Annotated in this window: 16 protein-coding genes, 1 tRNA gene and 2 pseudogenes; 9 read left to right on the forward strand and 10 right to left on the reverse strand. The window is 33.1% G+C overall.

Annotated features, from left to right (window positions below):
* Window positions 1–154 precede the first annotated feature (154 nt).
* The 5 genes from hisS to ACFE3K_RS00025 form a co-directional block, all read right to left on the reverse strand.
* Window positions 155–1,420, reverse strand: coding sequence for a histidine--tRNA ligase (gene hisS, locus ACFE3K_RS00005; protein ID WP_375358862.1), 1,266 nt, complete (start codon window positions 1,418–1,420; stop codon window positions 155–157).
* A gap of 5 nt (window positions 1,421–1,425) precedes the next feature.
* Window positions 1,426–2,820, reverse strand: coding sequence for an amino acid permease (locus ACFE3K_RS00010; RefSeq protein ID WP_375358863.1), 1,395 nt, complete (start codon window positions 2,818–2,820; stop codon window positions 1,426–1,428).
* 287 nt (window positions 2,821–3,107) lie between these two features.
* Window positions 3,108–4,205 (reverse strand): tRNA 2-thiouridine(34) synthase MnmA, encoded by a 1,098-nt coding sequence (gene mnmA / locus ACFE3K_RS00015; protein ID WP_375358864.1) that lies wholly within the window; start codon window positions 4,203–4,205, stop codon window positions 3,108–3,110.
* Window positions 4,206–4,555: 350 nt separating this feature from the next.
* Window positions 4,556–6,286, reverse strand: a complete 1,731-nt coding sequence (locus ACFE3K_RS00020) for an ABC transporter permease (RefSeq protein ID WP_375358865.1) — start codon at window positions 6,284–6,286, stop codon at window positions 4,556–4,558.
* Between the two features lie 274 nt (window positions 6,287–6,560).
* The gene (locus ACFE3K_RS00025; protein ID WP_375358866.1) at window positions 6,561–7,838 is read right to left on the reverse strand and encodes a penicillin-binding protein activator; all 1,278 of its coding nucleotides are present in this window, start codon (window positions 7,836–7,838) and stop codon (window positions 6,561–6,563) included.
* Window positions 7,839–7,862: 24 nt separating this feature from the next.
* Between ACFE3K_RS00025 and rsmI the strand changes: the two genes are divergently transcribed.
* The 3 genes from rsmI to ACFE3K_RS00040 all read left to right on the forward strand — a co-directional run bounded on the left by rsmI (window position 7,863) and on the right by ACFE3K_RS00040 (window position 9,880).
* Window positions 7,863–8,714, forward strand: a complete 852-nt coding sequence (gene rsmI / locus ACFE3K_RS00030; RefSeq protein WP_375358867.1) for a 16S rRNA (cytidine(1402)-2'-O)-methyltransferase — start codon at window positions 7,863–7,865, stop codon at window positions 8,712–8,714.
* Between the two features lie 145 nt (window positions 8,715–8,859).
* Window positions 8,860–9,309 carry a helix-turn-helix domain-containing protein gene (locus ACFE3K_RS00035; protein WP_375358564.1) on the forward strand — a complete coding sequence of 150 codons (450 nt, stop codon included), beginning with the start codon at window positions 8,860–8,862 and terminating at the stop codon, window positions 9,307–9,309.
* Window positions 9,218–9,880 carry an IS630 family transposase gene (locus ACFE3K_RS00040; protein WP_375358868.1) on the forward strand — a complete coding sequence of 221 codons (663 nt, stop codon included), beginning with the start codon at window positions 9,218–9,220 and terminating at the stop codon, window positions 9,878–9,880. The genes ACFE3K_RS00035 and ACFE3K_RS00040 overlap by 92 nt, the downstream gene beginning before the upstream one ends.
* A 664-nt stretch (window positions 9,881–10,544) precedes the next feature.
* On the opposite strand, the gene ACFE3K_RS00045 is transcribed toward ACFE3K_RS00040, so the two are convergent.
* The 3 genes from ACFE3K_RS00045 to ACFE3K_RS00055 form a co-directional block, all read right to left on the reverse strand.
* Window positions 10,545–11,018, reverse strand: coding sequence for an NfeD family protein (locus ACFE3K_RS00045; protein WP_341751684.1), 474 nt, complete (start codon window positions 11,016–11,018; stop codon window positions 10,545–10,547).
* Between the two features lie 344 nt (window positions 11,019–11,362).
* Window positions 11,363–11,890: a c-type cytochrome gene (locus ACFE3K_RS00050; protein WP_342260323.1), complete on the reverse strand. Its 528-nt coding sequence runs from the start codon at window positions 11,888–11,890 to the stop codon at window positions 11,363–11,365.
* 55 nt (window positions 11,891–11,945) lie between these two features.
* Window positions 11,946–12,020: transfer RNA gene (locus tag ACFE3K_RS00055), tRNA-Gly, on the reverse strand.
* Between the two features lie 199 nt (window positions 12,021–12,219).
* Between ACFE3K_RS00055 and ACFE3K_RS00060 the strand changes: the two are divergent.
* The 6 genes and pseudogenes from ACFE3K_RS00060 (at window position 12,220) to ACFE3K_RS00085 (ending at window position 18,780) form a co-directional block, all read left to right on the forward strand.
* Window positions 12,220–13,863, forward strand: a pseudogene (locus ACFE3K_RS00060) (methyltransferase regulatory domain-containing protein).
* Between the two features lie 4 nt (window positions 13,864–13,867).
* Window positions 13,868–14,407: an inorganic diphosphatase gene (gene ppa / locus ACFE3K_RS00065; protein ID WP_375358869.1), complete on the forward strand. Its 540-nt coding sequence runs from the start codon at window positions 13,868–13,870 to the stop codon at window positions 14,405–14,407.
* Window positions 14,408–14,477: 70 nt separating this feature from the next.
* Window positions 14,478–16,022 (forward strand): murein biosynthesis integral membrane protein MurJ, encoded by a 1,545-nt coding sequence (gene murJ / locus ACFE3K_RS00070; RefSeq protein WP_375358870.1) that lies wholly within the window; start codon window positions 14,478–14,480, stop codon window positions 16,020–16,022.
* Between the two features lie 136 nt (window positions 16,023–16,158).
* Window positions 16,159–16,428 (forward strand): annotated as a pseudogene (locus tag ACFE3K_RS00075) (TraX family protein); the annotation flags it as partial.
* Window positions 16,429–16,744: 316 nt separating this feature from the next.
* Entirely contained in the window at window positions 16,745–16,954 is a 210-nt protein-coding gene (locus tag ACFE3K_RS00080) for a cold-shock protein (RefSeq protein WP_341751689.1), read from the forward strand.
* 611 nt (window positions 16,955–17,565) lie between these two features.
* The gene (locus tag ACFE3K_RS00085; RefSeq protein ID WP_375358871.1) at window positions 17,566–18,780 is read left to right on the forward strand and encodes a DEAD/DEAH box helicase; all 1,215 of its coding nucleotides are present in this window, start codon (window positions 17,566–17,568) and stop codon (window positions 18,778–18,780) included.
* Window positions 18,781–19,289: 509 nt separating this feature from the next.
* Here the strand turns inward: ACFE3K_RS00085 and ACFE3K_RS00095 are convergent.
* Both ACFE3K_RS00095 and tig read right to left on the reverse strand, forming a co-directional pair.
* Window positions 19,290–19,688 carry a DUF2660 domain-containing protein gene (locus ACFE3K_RS00095; protein ID WP_375358872.1) on the reverse strand — a complete coding sequence of 133 codons (399 nt, stop codon included), beginning with the start codon at window positions 19,686–19,688 and terminating at the stop codon, window positions 19,290–19,292.
* Window positions 19,689–19,734: 46 nt separating this feature from the next.
* A complete protein-coding gene (gene tig / locus ACFE3K_RS00100) occupies window positions 19,735–21,066 on the reverse strand; it encodes a trigger factor (protein ID WP_375358873.1) in 1,332 nt (443 codons plus the stop codon).
* Between the last annotated feature and the right edge of the window lie 77 nt (window positions 21,067–21,143).

Raw genomic sequence — 21,143 nt, forward strand, 5'->3', positions numbered from 1 at the left:
CTTGCGGTAATATTAACCTAGGTATTTGAGTACCTATTTATCAGTTAAAAACCCATTTTTTAACACCGTGTTAATTATTGCAATTAGTATTAGTTAGGGTGGTCTGAGTATATATAACCCTACCATCTGCTCGTACAAATTTGCTCATATATAATTATAATTTGTTTACATTAACTAATAATTCCATAATTTGTTCAAATTGCAATATATATTCTTGTTGTTTATCAAGATCTTTTAATTTTAAATTATTGTTCATTTGTTCATTATCGCCAACAAAAATAGCATATTTAGCCTTTTGTAGATTAGCTCGTACCATTCTTTTAGCTATTTTGCCGTTAGTATCTAAGGTAACAGGAATATTTTTTTGACGCAATTGATTTGTTAAAATTAAGCAATATTCTAAATTATTGTCGCTAATGGGAAAGACAAATACTGGTCTTGGTTTAGATATGTGGTACTCTCTCATTAGGCTAAGGCGTTCAATTCCAGCAGCAAAGCCAATGGCTTTTACTTCAGGACCTCCCATAAGTTTGCTCAGCCCATCATAACGACCACCAGCAAGAACTGTCGACTGACTACCAAACTGACTACCAAGGTTGCTAGTAGTAAACTCAAAAGCTGTATGACAATAATAGTCAAGTCCCCTTACTAATCTTGGATTAATGATATATTTTACATTGAGTAAATCTAAGTATTTTAGCAAATCGTCAAAATATTTTGCAGCATCACTACTATAATAGCATGACATTAGCGGACTATTTGCAACTATTTTTTTATCATGCTCATCTTTCGAATCTAATATACGCATTGGATTCTTGATAAGCCGCTTTTGGCTATCTTCTGATAATTCTGACTTATAATCATTGAAATATTCTACCAACTTTTGTTGGTAAACAGCACGAGTTGTAGTACAACCCAGTGAGTTTATTTCTAAAGTTGTATTTTGATCTATTTCTAAAGCTTGAAGGATATCTAATGCAAGCTTAATCGTTTCGGCATCGGTGCTAGGTCCTTCTCCAACAATATACTCAAAATTTATTTGATGGAACTGTCTTTGTCTTCCAGCTTGTGGTCGGTCGTAACGAAACACTGGACCGTTTGAAAAAAATTTAATAGGTAATGTTTGTTGCAGATTATTAGATATAAAAGCCCTGATAATGCCAGCCGTAAACTCCGGTCTAAGAGAGATATGATTACCACTTTTATCAAGAAAACTATATATTTCCTTACTTATTACATCAGAAGTCTCTCCAAGTGTACGATCAAAGACTTTAGTATATTCAATTATAGGTGTACTTATGGCTTGATAACCATAAAGCCCGCCTATATGTTTGGCTGTGTTTATTATGTAATCGTGAATTAGGTAATCCTCAGGTAGTAGGTCTTTCATACCACGTAAAGATTGTAATTTATCACTCATACAAATTAGACCTCTCGTTTTATGAAAAATGACCTAAAAATATATAGGACAAACATTGCCACAAACCAGTATATTAGCACTTTCCCAGCAGTCATTAAATTAAACTCACCATCAACTATTTGTATAACTAGTAAATATAGACAAGCTACTAAAACAAATGGTATAATGATAAATGCAGCAGGACATTTAAACGGTCTTGTTGCACCCGGCATTTTTATTCTAAATAACATCACTATTATAGCAACTGCCGTATAATCTATTAAAGCTCCCATAGATGATAGCTGAACAAGAATTGCAGTTGGACAAAATCCTCCTAATATAGCAGCAAGGGCAGAAAATAGTAAGATAGTAATATATGGACTATCATATTTAGGATGTAGTTTGGCAAAACTTTTAGGTAGTAACCCATCTCGGGCAATTACATAAAAGATACGAGACGTACCATAAATATTCATCATTAATACTGTGGTCATACCAGCGACAGCACCAGTAGCAACAATGGCAGAACCAATATTACTGTTATTTAGGCTCAGTGCATAAGCAAGTGGTTGATCATTATTAAGTTGTTCAAAAGATGCTATGCCAGTAGCCAACCCAGCTATTATAACATATACTATTGTTGAAATTACCAGTGACCCAATAATTCCGATCATTAAATCACGGTTGGGGTTTTTACATTCTTCAGCTGTAGCGGCTATCGTACCAAAACCTGTCATAGCAATAAATAGGATAGACGCACCAACTAGCATATTATTAAAGCCGAAAGGTAAAAAATTCTGCCAATTTGTAGCATTAAAATGTGGTGTAGCATATATGATAAAAGCAAAGATAGCTGACATTTTTATAAATACTAATATAGCATTGAGTCTTTTACTATCTTTTGTTCCTAAATATAAAATAAAAGAAATAAATACTACAATAAGAAAAGCTGGTAAATTTATCATGCCACCATTGGCGGGTACAGCAGTTAAAGCCTTAGGTAAATATATTCCGCCTGCTGACAATATTGCCTGAACATATCCAGACCAACCGGCTGCAACAGCACCAGCAGCAAAACCAAGTTCTAGTACAATGACGCTACCAATTAACCAAGCAAATATTTCCCCAAAAGCTACGTAAGCATAGGTATATACACTACCCGAAGTAGGTAACATTGTAGCAAGCTCTGTATATGCAAGGGCAACGAATATACATGTTATCCCGGCAATAGCATATGATAGCATGACGGCAGGACCAGAATATGTGGCAGCAACTATACCAGTCATTACAAATACACCTGTGCCTATTATAGCACCAAGCCCTAGTAGCACTAAGTCAAATGCTCCTAGGGTTTTGCTAAGACCACTAGTCTTACCTAGTTCTTTTATTGATTCAAAACTTTTCCTCGTTAAAAAACTCATTAATTCCTCCGATTTTAAATAGTAGAAAACCCTAGAAGGGTGTATTACTACAGTTGTAGTATCGTATGACTAGACTATCAGTAGTAAAAACGATGTCACCTCTGCGTAGGTAGGGGGTCTAAAATAACCTGCAAAGGCTATTAGATATTATAGATTCCCGCCTACGCGGGGAATGGCATACTAGTGATCCACGTGGGCAAAGCCTCGCAGGGACAACATTGTGAGTAACTACAACTGTAGTGCTAAGATTACTTATTTTATAAAAATAGACTTTTTTGAAATTGGATCTATACAATCTCTCTAGTAATCCATCCTCCTCCAAGGACTCGATCATTATCATATATGACACAAGCTTGACCAGGAGTTACAGCTTTCTCTGCAGAGATTAATTTTACTTTAATTTCTGTATTACTCATTTTACTAATCTTGGCAAAGGTAGCAGGACGAGTAGAGCGAATCTTAACTTGCACATCAATTTCCTCTTGTGCAACCATTTCTCTGGCTAGCCAATTAACATCCTTAATAGTAAATTCGGTAGAATCTAATACCGAATCTGGACCAACATATACAATTTTTGTATTAGGGTCAATTCTTACTACATAAAGTGGCTCATGAAAAGCTATTCCAAGCCCACGACGTTGACCTACAGTATAGTTTATTATACCATTATGTGTCCCAAGTTCAAAGCCGTCTACATGAATTATTTTACCTTTCTCATTAGCGTTGGTTCGTATCTTACTAATTACCTTCCTATAATCACCATCTGGCACAAAACAAATATCTTGGCTATCAGGCTTATCTGCGACGCCTAAATTAAATCTAGTAGCAATATTTCTTGTTTGCTCTTTACTTAATTCTCCCAAGGGAAAAGATAGATAATTTAGTTGTTCTAAGGTAGTTGCAAACAAAAAATAGCTTTGATCCTTGGTTATATCAATACCAGTATGTAATTCTGCTCCATTTATACCTTCGATTTTCCGCACGTAATGACCGGTAGCAAGACAGTCTGCCCCTAAATCTTTTGCTACTTTTAATAAGTCTTTAAATTTAACTGACTGATTACATTTTACGCAGGGCAGGGGGGTTTCGCCTCTAATATAACTATCAGCAAAGTCATCAATTACTGATTCTTTAAATTTAGACTCATAGTCTAAGATATAATACGGAATGTTTAACTTATCTGCTACCATTCTTGCATCGTAAATGTCCTGCCCAGCACAACAGGCATTTCTTTTCTTGGTAGCTATACCGTGATCATATAATTGTAAAGTTATACCAATGACTTTATGGCCTTGTTCATGGAGCATAGCAGCTACTACTGAGCTATCAACCCCACCAGACATTGCAACTACTATCGTAGATGGATTGTTTATTCTATTATTCATTGTATTGCTAGCCTAGCTAACCTGAATTCAATGTAACAAGTTACATCGAATTCAGGAATACATATAGAAACAATCAGGTTTGAAGCGGTTCTTCACCTGATTGTTAAATATTAATTTGCTAAAAACATGATTTTGAAAGATTAAAATTATTAGCTTTAGAAAGGCTTAAAATGCATTCGTAAAACCGCTTTAAGAATGCATTTTTCCTTATAACAAGCCAATTCGGGATAAGAATTAGTTAATTCTTATCCCGAATTTAGGTTAGCTAAACGAAACATTACATTATAATAACTTTACAGTTAAATGCAATAGGCTTTTTTGAAATTTTTGTATATTCTAGATTCATAGAATTATAGCTGAAATCTTTTAATAGAATACTCATTTAACGGTTGCCAAAATAAACGATTAAACAATACCACAAATAGAGCCATAATGCCCATACCTAAAACTATTTTATTAAAATCAGCCTTTATTGTCATTTCAGCTATATAACTTCCAATACCGCTTGCTGCTATTTTCTGATCGCCAAAATTAATAATTTCTGCTACGATACTAGCATTCCATGCCCCACCTGATGCAGTTATTGCTCCTGTTATAAAATATGGGGTAATTGCTGGTAACATTACTTTGAACCACCAATTCCAACCACTAACTCTGAAAATTTTTGTGGCATCTTTAAGATCATTGGGAATGGTTGATGCTCCTACTATAACATTAAATAATATATACCATTGAGCTCCCATAATCATCAAAGGACTAAGCCAAATATTAGGGTTTAAATCGTAACGAGTAATAATTATAAAGACAATTGGAAATAATAAGTTTGCTGGAAAAGCTGCAAAAAATTGTGCTGGTGGTTGTACAATAGCTGTTACTCTAGGATTTAGTCCAACATATATACCAATCGGTACCCATATAATTGCCGCAAGAATTATAAGTACTACCACACGTAACATAGTAATTGATGCTAAAACAAATACATTCAATAGCTCAGACCCACCAATATCGTAATGCAAGAAATGATATATGTAATAGGCTGAAAAACATGCTATGCCGCCCAGCATAGTATACCATAAATAATCGCTCCACGAAGGATTATTGGAAAAATTATTTGACGAACTTGAATTTATTTCGCTATAACGATTAAGTATGGGGAGATAAAGTATAAATTTTACAATATAAGCAATAGGGGAGAATAATTTATGAATAATCAAACTTCTTTGAAATAAATTGAACGCCCAAGAGTGCGGTGCATTATTACCTGCATTCATTTCATAACGAAATCTATCAGACCATGCCACTAGAGGTCTAAGTAGCAATTGATCATATGATATAATCACCAGTGACATTGACATAATTGCTGAGCTAATTGCATAAAGATTTTTCTGCGTAATTGCTAAAGCAATATATGATCCTATTCCAGGCAAGGTTATATGGGTATTGCCAACTGTGATAACCTCTGAAGCTACTACGAAAAACCACCCACTAGATATTGATACTACAATATTCCAAACTAATCCTGGCACTGCATATGGAACGCTGACCTGCCAAAATTGTCTCCATTTTGACATTCTAAAAATATATGCTGCATCATGCAATTCTTGTGGGATATTCTTAAGCGAATAATAAAAACTAAATGTCATGTTCCAAACTTGCGATGTAAAAATGGCAAATATCGCTGCACATTCAGCTCCCATAATACTTGACGGAAAAATATCTAAAAAAATTGTAACTGTAAAAGAAATATATCCAAGAATAGGAAGAGATTGAAGAATATCTAGTAACGGAATTAATATTTGTTCACATTTTCTGCTTTTAACAGCTAGGCTGGCATAAATAAAAGTAAAAATTAATGAGATAATTACCGCAATTAGCATCCTCAACAGTGTTCTAAGAGAATACTGCAAAAGATTACTATACTCTAGAGTTACTGGTTGTTGCTCTAATACAGCTATTGGTGCTGCCATCTGCTTTAAACCCCAAGCAATAAAGATAAGGATGCTAGCGATTATCAAAAATGTTAACAAATTAAAGATAAAATTGGACTGAGTTTTTTTTGAATATTTTATAAAATATCTCATTGAATTTAACCTTAACTTAAGTAGCTTCTACATAATTCCTACCTGCTATACACTGCCATGAATTGTATACTCGGTGAACTTCAAGAATTGGCGTTGTCGTGTCTAAAGATCTCCGCTGCTCACGTACTAATGTACGCTCCGCTGCTCGACTTTGACACTCCTAGCTCTTCTTGAAGTTGACCTTCGTCTACCAACTCTTCATTTACGAGCAGTATAGCCTTCAGAAAAAAACTTGATTATCGAATTAAACATTTTTGAGTTAACTATATCTAAATCAAAATTTGTTATCACTTTTTGCCATGGTACTATACAAGCCATCTTCTTTCTTAATTATATCATACTCTCTTTGAGCTATTGAATCGATGAAGTAGACATTACCTGATATACCAGTATACGGAGTTTTGCCATTAATAGCTGCTAAAAATCGTTCTTCGCTAAAGTTGCTACCTATATATTTTGATGTTATCCTTCCTAGATCATAAGCTACAGTATGCATGAAAGACAAATGATTAATACCTATATTCTTAGCCCTTTCTATTATATTACTATTAACAATATTCAATGAACCAGTGTAGATAATATCTACCGGTTCAGAACGATCAATATCAATTCTGTTATCACCTATTATAATTGCTTTTTTATCTAAATTATGCTTATGAATACTATCAAAAAGCAAATCTAAATTTTTACCATCATCTGACAGATAAATTACAGGTTTAGTTGCCATATCCTCCATTTCATTTAAATTATCAACGCTATTTGAGACAGTTAAAACCGCCTTTTCTATTGATTCCGGTATATTAGCATAAAATTCACTCCGCACTAAGGTAGAATTTTTTTGAATTAGTATATTTTGGATAAGTTGGTTTATAGCTTGTGCATGACTGCCTGAAGGTAAAAGTGCAATGAAATTTTTATAATCATTATCGGCAAAGTAATTAATTATTTTTGTGAGCTGCTTTGACGGAGCATGACCAAATACAAAAAGTTTTTTGTCTGCCAATACAGGATTATTAGACATGGTAATGATAATAATATCATGTGCTTTAGCTTTATTGGCAATTATAGAAGTAAGATTTGAATATAATGGTCCGAGAATAATTTTTGTTTTACGTAGTAGTATTTTATCCATTGCAGCAAGTACCTGCTTTTCATTAGAACCATCATAAGAAGTAACATGAACATAAGTTTTTAAGCCATCTTCTAGACCCATTGTAATTAATTGGTTGTATTGCTTACCTAATGTAGAATGTTCTCCTGTTAGGGGCATTAAAATAGCCACTTCTAGAGTTTCCTGAGCAACTTCTTTTGACCTAGGAACAACAGTCTCCTTATTAGATTGGCAAGAAAATAAAGAGACAAGACATATGAATGATAAGGTAGCCTTTAAAAATTTTTGTGCATAAGTCAATCTAGTTGGTGATTTTGTCGTTGGAACTTGCCCTAGTACCTTACGTACATTTGAGGAGTACGCAGCTCGACTTGACTTCATTTCTCCTAAAAATCTTTCAACTATCTTTGACTTATGCAGGAAGTCTTTTATACTGCTCATAATGCTTACTTATAGGATTAAATTATGATCTTTAAACCAGGGCTATACATTGTCTCAACACCTATTGGTAACCTAGATGATATAACACTCCGGGCTTTAGAAACGTTAAAAAATTCTACAATTATACTGTGTGAGGATACTAGAATATCAAGAAAATTACTAGCAAAACATAATATAAAGACTAAGTTACAAGTATATAATGATCATAGTGATTATCAAGAAAGAGAATTTATCCGCACATTAATTGATAATGGAGCAATAGTTAGCCTAATATCCGATGCTGGAACACCGTTAATTGCTGATCCTGGTTATAAACTAGTCAGGGATTTAAGGAAACTGAATTATCACATAGATGTAGTGCCGGGCGTTTCGGCATTAACTACCTCTATAACCATTTCTGGATTACCATCAGATCGCTTTTTATTTGCTGGATTCTTACCAAAAACTACAGAAGGTAAAAAGAAGATTTTTACAGAATTATCTAATATAAAAGCAACTTTGATTTTTTTTGAAACTGCTAGCAGAATAGAACAATCGCTACATACAGCTTTTACTGTTTTTGGTAATAGGGAGGTATGTGTAGCACGAGAACTTACTAAATTTTATCAAGAAGTAAAGTCTGGGTTAATAGAAGATGTGCTAAATTTCTATAACTGGAATATTATCAAGGGCGAAATAGTACTGCTAATTTCTAGTGCTTCTGAACCTCATAAAGCTCTTCTTGCAGATGACTTAAAAAAATTTATAGATTTATACTTATCTAAAGGATGGAGTGCAAAAAGTGTCACAGATATAGCTAATGAAAATTTTGGAAGAAGCTACAGCAAAAAAGAAATATATTCTATAGTTAATAAAATCAAGAATTCAAGTGATTAATAACACTTAGATAGAACCACTTGGGAATTATACCAATTATAATAATGAACACGGTGTTATAAAATGGGTTTTTAACTGATAAATAGGTACTCAAATAGCTAGGTTAATATTACCGCAAGGTTTTGAAGGTCATGATTTTATAAAAATGATGAAACATGAGCCGCATGGTCGAAATCGTATACGTTTATTGGCGATGTATCACCTTCAATTAGGCAAATCTTTTAAAGCCATATCTGAAATAGTGAAGTCACACTGGAAAACTGTGCAATCATGGCTCAGAAGATTTAGGAATCATGGTTTTGAAGGATTATTTGAATCACAAAGAAGCGGTGCCCCTAGGAAGATTAACACTATACAAGAATCTGCTCTTTTTGATAAAATCAATACGCTCAGTAAAAGTAAAACTGGTGGGTATATAACTGGAAAAGAGCTACATATCATGTTACTTGAGGAATATGGTGCTAAATGTGCTTTAAAAACAGTCTACAATACTATGCACCGCCTTGGTTTTAGCTGGATTACTTCTCGTTCAATGCATCCAAAATCAAATCAAGAGACTCAAAATAGATATAAAAAAACTTTCCAGACATGTTAACAAAATTATTAGCAAAAATATCGATAGATGTAAAGTTGATATATGGTCTCAGGATGAAACTAGAGTTGGGCAACAAGGTAGCTTAACTCGTATATGGGCTAAGCGTGGCACTAGACCCCGTAAAGTTCGGCAACAGCAATTTATTTCAACATATATTTACGGAGCTGCTTGCCATGAGACAGGAGAAGCTTGTGCATTAATTTTACCATATGCAAACACACAGGCAATGAATAAATTCTTAGAAGAGCTTTCTCGCAGTATTCAAGGCAACCGACATATAGCTTTACTAACGGATAATGCAGGTTGGCACACAGCCAAAAAACTAACTGTGCCAAGCAATATCACTTTGATACCGCTTCCGCCCTATGCACCGGAACTTAATGCAATGGAACAAGTTTGGGAATGGATTAAAAATCATTTCTTGTCTAACCAATGTTATGGTGTATATGAAGATATCGTTACTATGGTTTGTTACGCTTGGAATCAACTTGCTCATAATGTAGATTTAGTAAAATCAATTATGTATAGAGATTGGATAAATACACCGTGTTCATTATTGCAATTGGTATAAAATAATTCCTTATAAAGGAGGCATGTACGGCAGATGATCAAATTGCAGTAATATCGAAATTTATAGAGGAATTTGGTAAGGAAAAGATAGAGGGAATATTAGGAGATAGGGAATTTTATAAAATGTTTATTTACAGTATATGCAATGGCAATAAAAATAGGAGCAATTGGAGAGCAAGAGCAACCGATAAAAATGAAGAAAACGCTAGGATGTAGGAGTTATTCTGTACTACAGTTAGGTATAAGATCAATTAAACAAGCTTATAGTCGTTCTAAGCAATTTTTTGATTCCTTAATCATAAAATTGTTTAAGTTACACTTTGTGCAACTAACCTAACCTTTTTGTCCAGTAGTGTGACTACATATACGCTCCGCTTGCTCACCATTCATTTTCAAATCCAATTCTTCAAATCATTTGAGTATAGTACGTGCACACCGCAGATATTAGATAATGACGACGCAATTCTTGATTTTCATCGAGTATATCGTCTACCAACTCTTCATTTACGAGCAGTATACACCTTCTCTACACGTCATATATGGGCTTCATCCATATATGACGCTGTGGTATAGGTATTTGTAAACTTTCAACAGTTGTGCTTCGCATACACAGACGATTGTTATAGAGCAAAAGCAAATTTTGATAACAAAATTACCAAAAAAAATCAGTTCGTAACACTCCCATTTCTTGCAGTACATATAAGCACATTACCATCAACTTGCACTATGCGGAGTATATCTCCTTTATGTACTGATTTTATAGTATCTTTGCTGAGTTTAGCATTCATAATAGTTCCTGACCACAATACCTGTCCTGTTTCCCCTACTAGAAGTTCATTACTGTATACCACTACTTCCTTACCAACCATATCAGAATATTCGTACTTATCATATTTCTTGTAAACATAAAATTTTAGCGGATACCATAAGGTAATCAGCCACATAAAAGAAGCAAAGCCAAAAATTATATACTGGTATTTTAAAAGACCCGGGTAATTGTTTAATATTATTGCAGTAGATACTCCACCTAGACCCAAAAATAAAAAACCAACATTTGGAATGTTAGCAAATTCTATAATTATACAAATAACGCCAGCGATCAGCCACCACTCTACTATTGAAATTTCAGATAGGATCATAGGATACCTTCTATAGATAAATGATTTCACCGAATTTGGGATAAGAAGTGACAAATTTTTATCCCAAATTCGCGTACATCAAACCTCAATTTTGGATTAAAATTTTTAATTTTAATCCAAAACTGGCTATAATATCAGAAGAATGCATTCTTGCAGTGCTTCTACGAATGCATTTTAATCTATTATCGCTAATAATCTTATTTTTATTGGTATAAAAATAAGATTATTAGCAAATGAAATATTTAACAATCAGGCGTCAAACCGCTTTAAGCCTGATTGTTTACTTTCTCATTCCAATTTCGGATTAATGAAATTAATCCGAAATTGAGGTATCAAGGGAGAATTTAGTCATGAACAAATGTCTTTAAAAACATTATAACATTAGCTATATCTTGAGGTTTATTTAAACCAGCAAAAGTCATCTTTGTACCAGGTATATATTGACTAGGTTTATGCAAAAAATGAAATAAACTTTCTTCATTCCAAATTCCCCCTTTGCTGGATAAAGCACTTGAATATTTATAATTCTCTGCTTTAGCTTTTTCTGCCCCAACGATATTCCATAGATGTGGTCCAACCTTATTAGCTTTATTCTTATCAAGAGAATGGCACATTAGGCATTTTTTTGCTATCTCCCTTCCTGCTTCAGCATTAGCAGTTTTCATCAATTCTTCTATATTCACTGGTGCTTCTACAGTAGCTTTAGAGTCAAGGTCACTATGAGAATCTTCTGTTACTTCTACACTATAACCTCGAGATTCAGGATGTAAAACAGGCTTATACAAAATATTTGTTATAAACCCTACCATCATTGCAATTAAACTGGCTAACAAAATAGAAGCGGCAATTTTATTTAACTCTATTCCAGACATATTTAGGTCGTCTCCGTAGAGAGAATATGTATTATCTTAGAACCAATTTTTATATTGGAGCGGGTGAAGGGATTCGAACCCTCGACTTCGACCTTGGCAAGGTAGCACTCTACCCCTGAGCTACACCCGCTTTTAAAAGGCTCACTTATATAAAAACAACTCATGAATATAAGGAAATACTGTAAAAAGATCAAGAAGAAATAACATCAAAAGAAATTTAATTTTAATCGTAGATACTTTTAATTAGGTATCCTATAGAAATGTAGAAAATCCTTGCTTAAAATAACTAAATCCACTAGAAATTATTACTTTTACCATGGAGCCAATATATGGGGCAAAAAAATAATCCTAATAACACTTTACTAGAAAAGCAAATAAATAATATTAATTTTGATGATTTCCCTTATGAAAGTTTTCCTTTTATTTATACAAGACCGGAACATTTAAGAACTATTGGCCTATTATTTAACATGAAACCTCCTGCTATAGATACTGCTAGGATACTTGATATTGGTTGTGCTGAAGGTGGCAATATGATTGATTTTGCTGAAAGTTACCCAAAATCTTATTCTTTAGGAATTGATTTGTCAAAGGTCCAAATTGTTAATGGCATGGAAATAATTAAGAGTTTAGGTCTTAAAAAGATTGAACTAAAACACTTATCTATACTAAATCTTGATGAGTCAGTTGGTAAGTTTGATTATATAATTTGCCATGGAGTAATCTCGTGGGTGTCTACTATAGTTAAGGACAAGATTTTTGAAATTTGCAATAAATTATTAAACCCTAACGGTATTGTCTTTATTAGTTATAATACTCTACCTCTACCAGGCTGGAATATGCAAAAAACTATCAGAGATATGATGATGTTTCACAGTAGCACCTTTACTGACAACCATAGTAAAATACAACAAGCTAAATTATTATTAGATTTTGTTACTGATTCTTTAGAAGGTTCAGAGAATTCTTATTCTAAATTCTTACAACACGAAACTAAACTTCTTAAAACTACAAATGATTCATATTTACTACATGAATATCTTGGAGAAGAAAATACAGCTTTTTATTTCAATGAATTTATAAGTACAGCTAGAAAACATAATTTAAATTACCTTGGGGATTCTACACTCTCTGCGATGTTTTTCGGTAATTTACCTGCCAAGGCTGCAGAGCAATTACAAGCGATAAATGATATTGTTAGAACCAAACAATATATGGATTTTATCACTAATCGTAAATTTAGGACTACTTTGTTATGCACAATAATGTCACTATAAATAGGACAATTGAACCAAGTAAGTTAAGTGATTTTTATACTACTTTTAATAACGGATTCGAGAACAATTATACCAGTCATGTCTGAAAACGAAGTGGATATGAATAATACAGTAGCAAGTTTGGGATTTCATTATAATAATTCAGAATCCCCTAATATTTCGACGTCCTCTCCTATCATAAAGGCAGTTTTCTATGTTTATGCTGATAATATTGGTAATCCTTTGACTTTGGATCCAATTTGTAAATTGGCTATGAAAAAATTAGAAAAATTACAGCTTAAAGATATTAGAGAAGAATTAGATTCTGTAATTATAAAACTAGTGTTACAAGGGTACGTACAAATATTTGCAACAAGACCTCAGTCAATATATGACATTTCGTCCAAACCAAAAGTAAGCGATTTAGCAAGATATCAAGCCCAAAAATTAGACTCAACTAATTTGTTTGTGACAAATCGAGTTAATGCTGTTGTTCCATTGCAATTACATGAAGAACATATTATTGAACTATTAGATGGACACAACTCTATACAACAGATTGAAGAAAAAATATTTGAAAAATTTGCTGCTGGAGTATTAGTGGCATCTAATGAAAATGGTAAGATAAGCGACGAAAACCTTTTAAAGCCATTTATTAGTCACTATGTAGATGTTTGCTTGCAAAAATGCAAAATGAATTATTTATTAATTGGGTAAAGTGATGTTAGTTGAAAAAATTAAGACCAAAGTTGGTCATGAAGAGATAAATGTGATTATCGAGATTCCAATGCAAGATAGTCCTATAAAATATGAGATGGATAAGGAATCAGGAGCAATATTTATTGATAGGTTTATGCAAACCGCTATGTTTTACCCATGTAATTATGGGTTTATTCCGCACACCTTATCAGAGGATGGAGACCCGGTAGATGTATTGGTTGTATCACATTATCCTGTCATACCTAGCTCTGTGATTAGGTCACGCCCTATTGGTGTTTTAATGATGGAAGATGAATCTGGATTGGATGAAAAAATTATCGCTGTACCTAGCTCTAAGCTAGATATTACTTTTGATTCAATAAAAGATTTAGATGATCTTTGTCCGATGTTGAAACAACGTATAGTACATTTTTTTGAACATTATAAAAATCTAGAAAAAGGTAAGTGGGTGAAGGTAACTGGCTGGGAAAATGCTCAAAAAGCTAAGGAGTTGATTAATGAAGGTATATTAAGGGTATCTACTAAGATAGAAAATCAATAATTGGCATTTGCTTTATGACCGAAAACGATAAGGTGAAGAACAGTGCTTACATGATATCGAGGCAGCTTAAATGAAAGGCGAAGGATATACATTATTTCGTTCTGGAATTATAGTATCTTTCTTTACTTTAATCTCCCGTATATTTGGTTTAGCTCGCGAATTATTCATTGCTTCATTATTTGGTGCTGGTAATATTGCTGATAGTGTTAATGTTGCTTTTAAATTACCCAACCTATTTAGGCGTATTTTTGGGGAAGGGGCATTTTCAGTCGTTTTTGTACCTATTTTTAATACAAAACTCATAGAATCTCGAGAAGCAGCACGCCATTTCACTGGAATTATCTTTACTATTTTACTTATTACTTTAGTAAGTGTAGTAGTGTTAATGCAGGTTTTCATGCCATCATTAATGTTCATCATTGCTCCTGGTTTTCATGAAGATATAGACAAGTTTAATTTGACAGTTATTTTGTGTCGCATTACCATGCCATATTTAATTTTTATCTCGGTAAGTGCTTTACTAGGGGGAATTTTAAATTCAGTAAAAAGATTTGCAGCTTTTGCTTTTTCTCCGATCATTTTAAGTATTACTGTTATAATTACAACAGTAATATTACAAGAACATATATCTACTCCTATATCGATTAGTTTATCTTTGTTGATTGCTGGGTTATTACAAATTATCTTTATGTTTTTTTGTGTAATTAGGGTTGGTTTATCATTCCCACTAGTTTTTGACCCATGTAATAAAGATGTAAAAAAGTTTTTGTTTGGTATTGGTCCAGCGACTATTAGCTTTGGATTTCAGCAACTTAACTTATTTATCTCGCAATCAATAGCTAGCTTCATCGAAGGGACAATTTCAATATTATCCTATGCAGATAGAATATACCAATTTCCTTTATCTATAATAGGGGTAACTTTTGGTACGATATTATTACCAGAATTATCAAAAACATACCAAATGAATGATTTAGAAAAAGCGGCAAGGATTCAAAATAATGCTATTAAAGTTGGACTTTTATTATCTTTGCCAGCTGCGTTCGGTATTATCGCTTTATCGGAATCAATCATTCATGTAATATATGAGCGTGGAGCTTTTACTTATGCTGATACAATTAAAACTGCTGAAGCTATTTCCGGTTTTACCCTTGGTTTACCAGCTTTTATACTTGCCAAAATTTTGATGCCTATATTTTATGCTAATAGTGATACGAAAACTCCTTTAAAAATAACATTATATTCTCTTACTGTGAATACTATATTAAATATCGTTCTGATGAAACCATTTGGTCATCTTGGTATTGCTCTTGGCTGCTCTATTACCGCTTGGTATAATGTTTGGTTGTTATATATATATACAAAGAAATATGGTCATTCTTTCATTGATTCAAAATTATACTCTTTTTGTGGCAAGATTTTATTCAGCTGCGTAATAATGGTACTAGTAATTTGGGTGATTAAGCACTATTGTTCTGAATATTATTATTCCGAATTATTATTAGTAAAAACTTTTATGCTTGCAGCCACAATTTTAGCTGGAGCGATAACGTTTTTTCTAATGGTTTATTATTTTAAACTTTATCCAAAAAAATTTAACCTTAGTTCTATGTAAGACATAGGTTAAATCGCTTCGGTGTCATTCCTACGAAAGTGGGGGGCTTTGCAAACATGGATCAAAAACACCAACTATACAAGAATTATGCTCAATCTACTAACTCGTTACATCGATATTTGAGGTTAATTTATTAATGATGAAAACTGAATCTAATTATCAAGATTTTTTGAAAACTATAGCCATAATAACCATGGTGATAGATCATTTAGGGTTATACTTTTTCCCTGAATATGAAATAATGCGGGTTATCAGTCGTATTAGTATGCCGATTTTCTGCTTTTTTGTTGGCTATAATTTTCATAAAAAACCAAAAATTAAAATCCTTGTAGTCGGGGTTCTACTACATATTTTTACTACCATATTATTTAAGCAGTTCACCACAACTAACATACTTATTCCTCTTGCCTAACTATAATTTTTGTCAACAGAACCTAGCAATTTTACAATTTTTATTTTTCAAATTCTACTTATAGAATTGATAAATCAGTGAATAAATTGTGCTAAAATATCTATGTTTCAAAGAAAAATATAGAATCTACACATAATTGTCTTATCCCTTGTTGACAATTATTAAGAAAAAGAGTAACATGCTTGCTTGAGTTTAATAATTAACTCTTTAATAGCATGAAAACCTTGTATCTGTCAATTTATTTGGTTTAATTTCTACTGAAGAGTTGTGAATTAAGTTCGAATAAGTAACTCTATACTAAAAGGTTTTTATGGCTACTAAAGTAGGTAAGGTTAAATGGTTTAATACAACCAAAGGTTTCGGTTTCATCCAGCCAGACGATGGGGGTAGTGACGTTTTTGTTCACATCTCGGCTGTAGAGCGTGCCGGTATCCGTAATCTTAATGAAGGTCAAAGTGTTGGCTTTGATCTAGAAGATAATAAGGGGAAAATTTCTGCTGTTAATCTACAAATAAAATAATATTTATTTAAAACTACAAGCAACTACTCAAAATTTATGAGTGGTTATTAAACTAGTGAATTTTGGGTAGTATCATCTTTTTATACACTTAATGGATTATTTTTTGTAATTCAGTGTTTCACTGTAAGTTAAAGTTATAATTTTGTTGGGTCATGTGAGTATATTTTGTTACATCATAATATAATAGTTTTTTACTACACAATTAATTGACAACACACATTATAACGTAAGAACTTAATCATACACTTATTCTTTTAAAGTATAGAATATATGTTTACTCAAATGCTTTGACTAACCTGAATTCGATTTAAGACATTGGTTTAATAGCCTAGGGTGTCTCAATTTTGGATAAGAATTAACTAATTCTTATTAAAAAATCGTCTATTAGCGAAGTGCCGTCAGGCACTGTGGCAATCTTCATGAAGTATAAGGTCTCCTTTACAAGATTGCCACATCGCACCCCAATTCGGGATAAGAATTTGTCAATTCTTATCCCGAATTTGCGTGTCGCTGCTTGCAGAGGTTTCTCGCTAATAGACGGTTACAATCCCGAATTGGGGTAAAGCATTTGAGCATTTTTAATTTAAGATAAATAATATTGGACTTATATAATGAAAAGTTTTAATTTACCAAATGAAGTGATTATATCACTTGAACGCATGAACATAACCTCTCCAACGGAAATTCAAAGAAAGGCCATACCGGTTGCTATGCAAGGTAATGATGTTCTAGCTTCTAGTCAAACTGGTTCGGGTAAGACCCTTGCCTATTTGCTACCAATAATCAATTCTTTTATACAGACTAAATCAATGTCTTTGGTACTTGTTCCAACTCGGGAATTAGCTACTCAAGTGCGTGATACTTTAACTAAGGTAACTACTCAAATAAAACTTCCTAGTGCGGTTTTGATAGGCGGTGAACCAATGCATAAACAATTTACACAACTAAAAGTAAATCCTAAAGTTATAATTGGCACACCAGGTCGTATCATAGATCATTTACTTCATGGTACTTTAAAATTCAATACTATCCAACTGGTAGTACTTGATGAAATGGACAGAATGCTTGATATGGGTATGAAAGAACAATTAGAAGAGATAAATAAATATATACCTGCAAAACGCCAGGTTTTAATGTTTTCAGCTACTATGCCAAAACATATTATTGCATTATCGCAAAAATACGTGGTTAATCCTCATCGTATTACTGTTGGATCAACTACTAAGGCTGCATCTCAAATAAAACAAGAAACTTTGCGTGTTTCTGATAAAGAGAAATTTCCTGAGCTTATAAAGCAATTAAATGAACGTGATGGTTCTATAATTATTTTTGTAAAAACTAAGCGTGGTGCTGATCAGCTTGCAAAAATGTTGAAATTTGAAGATCACAAAGCTGAAGCTATACATGGTGATTTAACACAAGGTAGACGTGATCGTGTAATTTCATCATTTCGCTCTTCTCGTCATAGGATCATGGTGGCAACAGATGTTGCAGCTCGTGGTTTAGATATACCTCATACACAGCATGTTATCAATTATGACTTACCAATGGCTCCAGAAGATTATTTGCATAGAATAGGTAGAACTGGTAGAGCTGGTCTCTCAGGTTGTGCATTATCATTCATTTCGCCAGAAGATAATATCAGATGGAAAGCTATTGACCGCCTAATAAATCAAGGTGAAACTACTTCAAGAGCAGATATGAGGGAAAGTAAGAATCGCAGAAAACCATTTAATGGTCATAATGGCAAAAAAAGTTATTTTCCTCGTAATAATAATGATAGGAAACCTTATGCTGGTCCTGCTAGAAATAATAAAGCATTCTAATATACTCAGGTAGCACTTCAAGAATTAAGGTCGTTGTGTCTAAAGCACAACTATTGAAAGTTAAAAAACCGTCTATTAGCGAAGTACTGTTGTAAGGCTTAAACAATAGTACCCTACATTTTTCTATAATCGTCATAGCAAGGCTCTTTAGATGTCGTGGCGATCTAGGTAAACAGCGGCGAAGCTGTTTTTTTAGAGTAACGCTTCGCGTATCCTGGATTGCCGTGTCACCGCTTCCAGCGACTCCTCACTAATAGACGATCAGCAGCTATTTTAATAGTAGACCTCCTTCGAAACTCTACTTCTGCTGGTGATTTGTACGTCGATGCGGTACTCGAATCCGTAACGGAATTAGAGTACGCTGCGGTTCGAGGTGAAGCGTCTCCTTCAAATCCCTCAGCATAAGCGAGTTTCGAAGGAGGTCTAGTGGTTATATAAAAAATGTAGGGTACTATGGTTAATAGCTCTCAACTATCGAAACCAATTTTTTAAATCATTTGAGTATATACTTATTTACCCAAAGTTTTCTGAGATTGGGAATATACTTGTTGTTCAATGCTTGCAACCCTTGATATAGCCTGTTGTTTGATACCAAGATCTACTACATGCTCATATCTCATTCCATTATCTAGCAGGATATGACCAAGTTTATTTACTAACTCTACATCCTTTTTAGAGAATTTACTAATAATTAATTCTGTAATTGCATATAAAAACTTCCAAGATAGCTCGACTCTATCATTGAGTGAGAGGTTCTTTTTATTATTTTCTTTATTAAATGGTTCTGCATTATTAGGATCATCAACAAGCGTTCTAACCGATGTTTTCTTGCTCTTTTTATAAATAAAGAATGTGACAAACACTAGAAATAAACCTACTACAGCGATTATCAAATTAGTGTTTTGCATAAAACCCTCCAAATATATCTTACTGATAATGCCCTGCTACTTGACTCTATACCACACGATCTTCTTCTTGTGCTAAAAATTCTTCAAGCTTTTCTTTCGTATAATTTTTTTCCTCTAAGATCACTTCATTGTCAAAAATATGTTGTACTGTTTTTTCTTCTAATAACGGACCTTTTAAGCGTTCAAGAGCATTAGGATTTTTTTTATAAAAATCAAATATTGCTGTTTCTTGACCTGGAAACTTCCTTGCTTGAGCCATAATAGCACTTACAAGATCTTTCTGTTCGATATGCAAATTCTTAATTTTCATATATTCAGATAACATTAAACCTATTCTAACACGACGTAAGACTATCTTATTATAATACTCACTAATTTCTGCTTCTGATTTATCCTTAAATATCGAATTTGAGTCACTATTGCCCTCCATTTGAGATTTCAGAATACTTATCTCTTGGTCTATTAAAGATTTAGGAACATTAAACATTAATAGCTTTTCTAATTGATCAAACAAGCTCATTTTCATTAAAGTGCGTATAGGCTCACTATATTCACTCTCTATGCTTTTAGAAATATTATCACGTAACTTTTCTAGTGTTTCACAATTAAATTTCTTAGCAAACTCATCATCAATAACTACCTCATCAGCAGAATGTACTGCCTTTACTTGTACAATAAACTTAGCCGGTTGACCTGCGACTTGCTCCATATTATAATCTTCAGGAAATTTAACGTTGACTTCTACCTCGTCCCCAGTCTTAGTTCCAATAAGCTGATCTTCAAACCCCTCAATAAAAGTTCCACTACCAATTACTAGTTTATAATCTGTAACCTTACCACCTTCAAAAGCCTCATTATTGACATAACCAATCGCATCAATAGTAACTTCCTGCCCCTTTTTTACTTTCCCTTTACTTTCTTTATTATAAATTTTTGATATAGATGCAAGCTTATCTATTTGCTTATTAACATCATCTTCTTTAATTACTAACTTTGGATGAGTAATTTTCATTTTTTTAAAATCTGGCAATTCAATATCAGGTAATAATTCAAATTTTAGAGTAAATTCTATATCCTCATTCTCTTCATTACGTAAATTTTCTAACTGCGGATCACCTATTGTTTTTAGTTTATGATCTTTAATAACATGCTGTACTGCATGATTAATTTCATGGTTTACCACATCAGACCTAACAGATTGCTTATATTTTTTATTAACAATGCTGATTGGCACTTTACCAACACGAAATCCATCAAGCTTAACTTTTTTTGCTAAACTAGCTAATTCTTTTTGTACTTCATTGGCAATTTTAGAAGAAGGAAGGACTACTTTAACTTCAAAATCTAGACCTTCATTTTTAAGTTCTGTGACTTGCATACTAAAAAACTCATTAGCAATATTAAAACCTTACGAAAACTTGAAGAGCTACTAAATTAAATCAAGCTCTTCAGTTT

The organism is Candidatus Tisiphia endosymbiont of Neophilaenus lineatus (assembly GCF_964264975.1).
Taxonomy (GTDB): domain Bacteria; phylum Pseudomonadota; class Alphaproteobacteria; order Rickettsiales; family Rickettsiaceae; genus Tisiphia.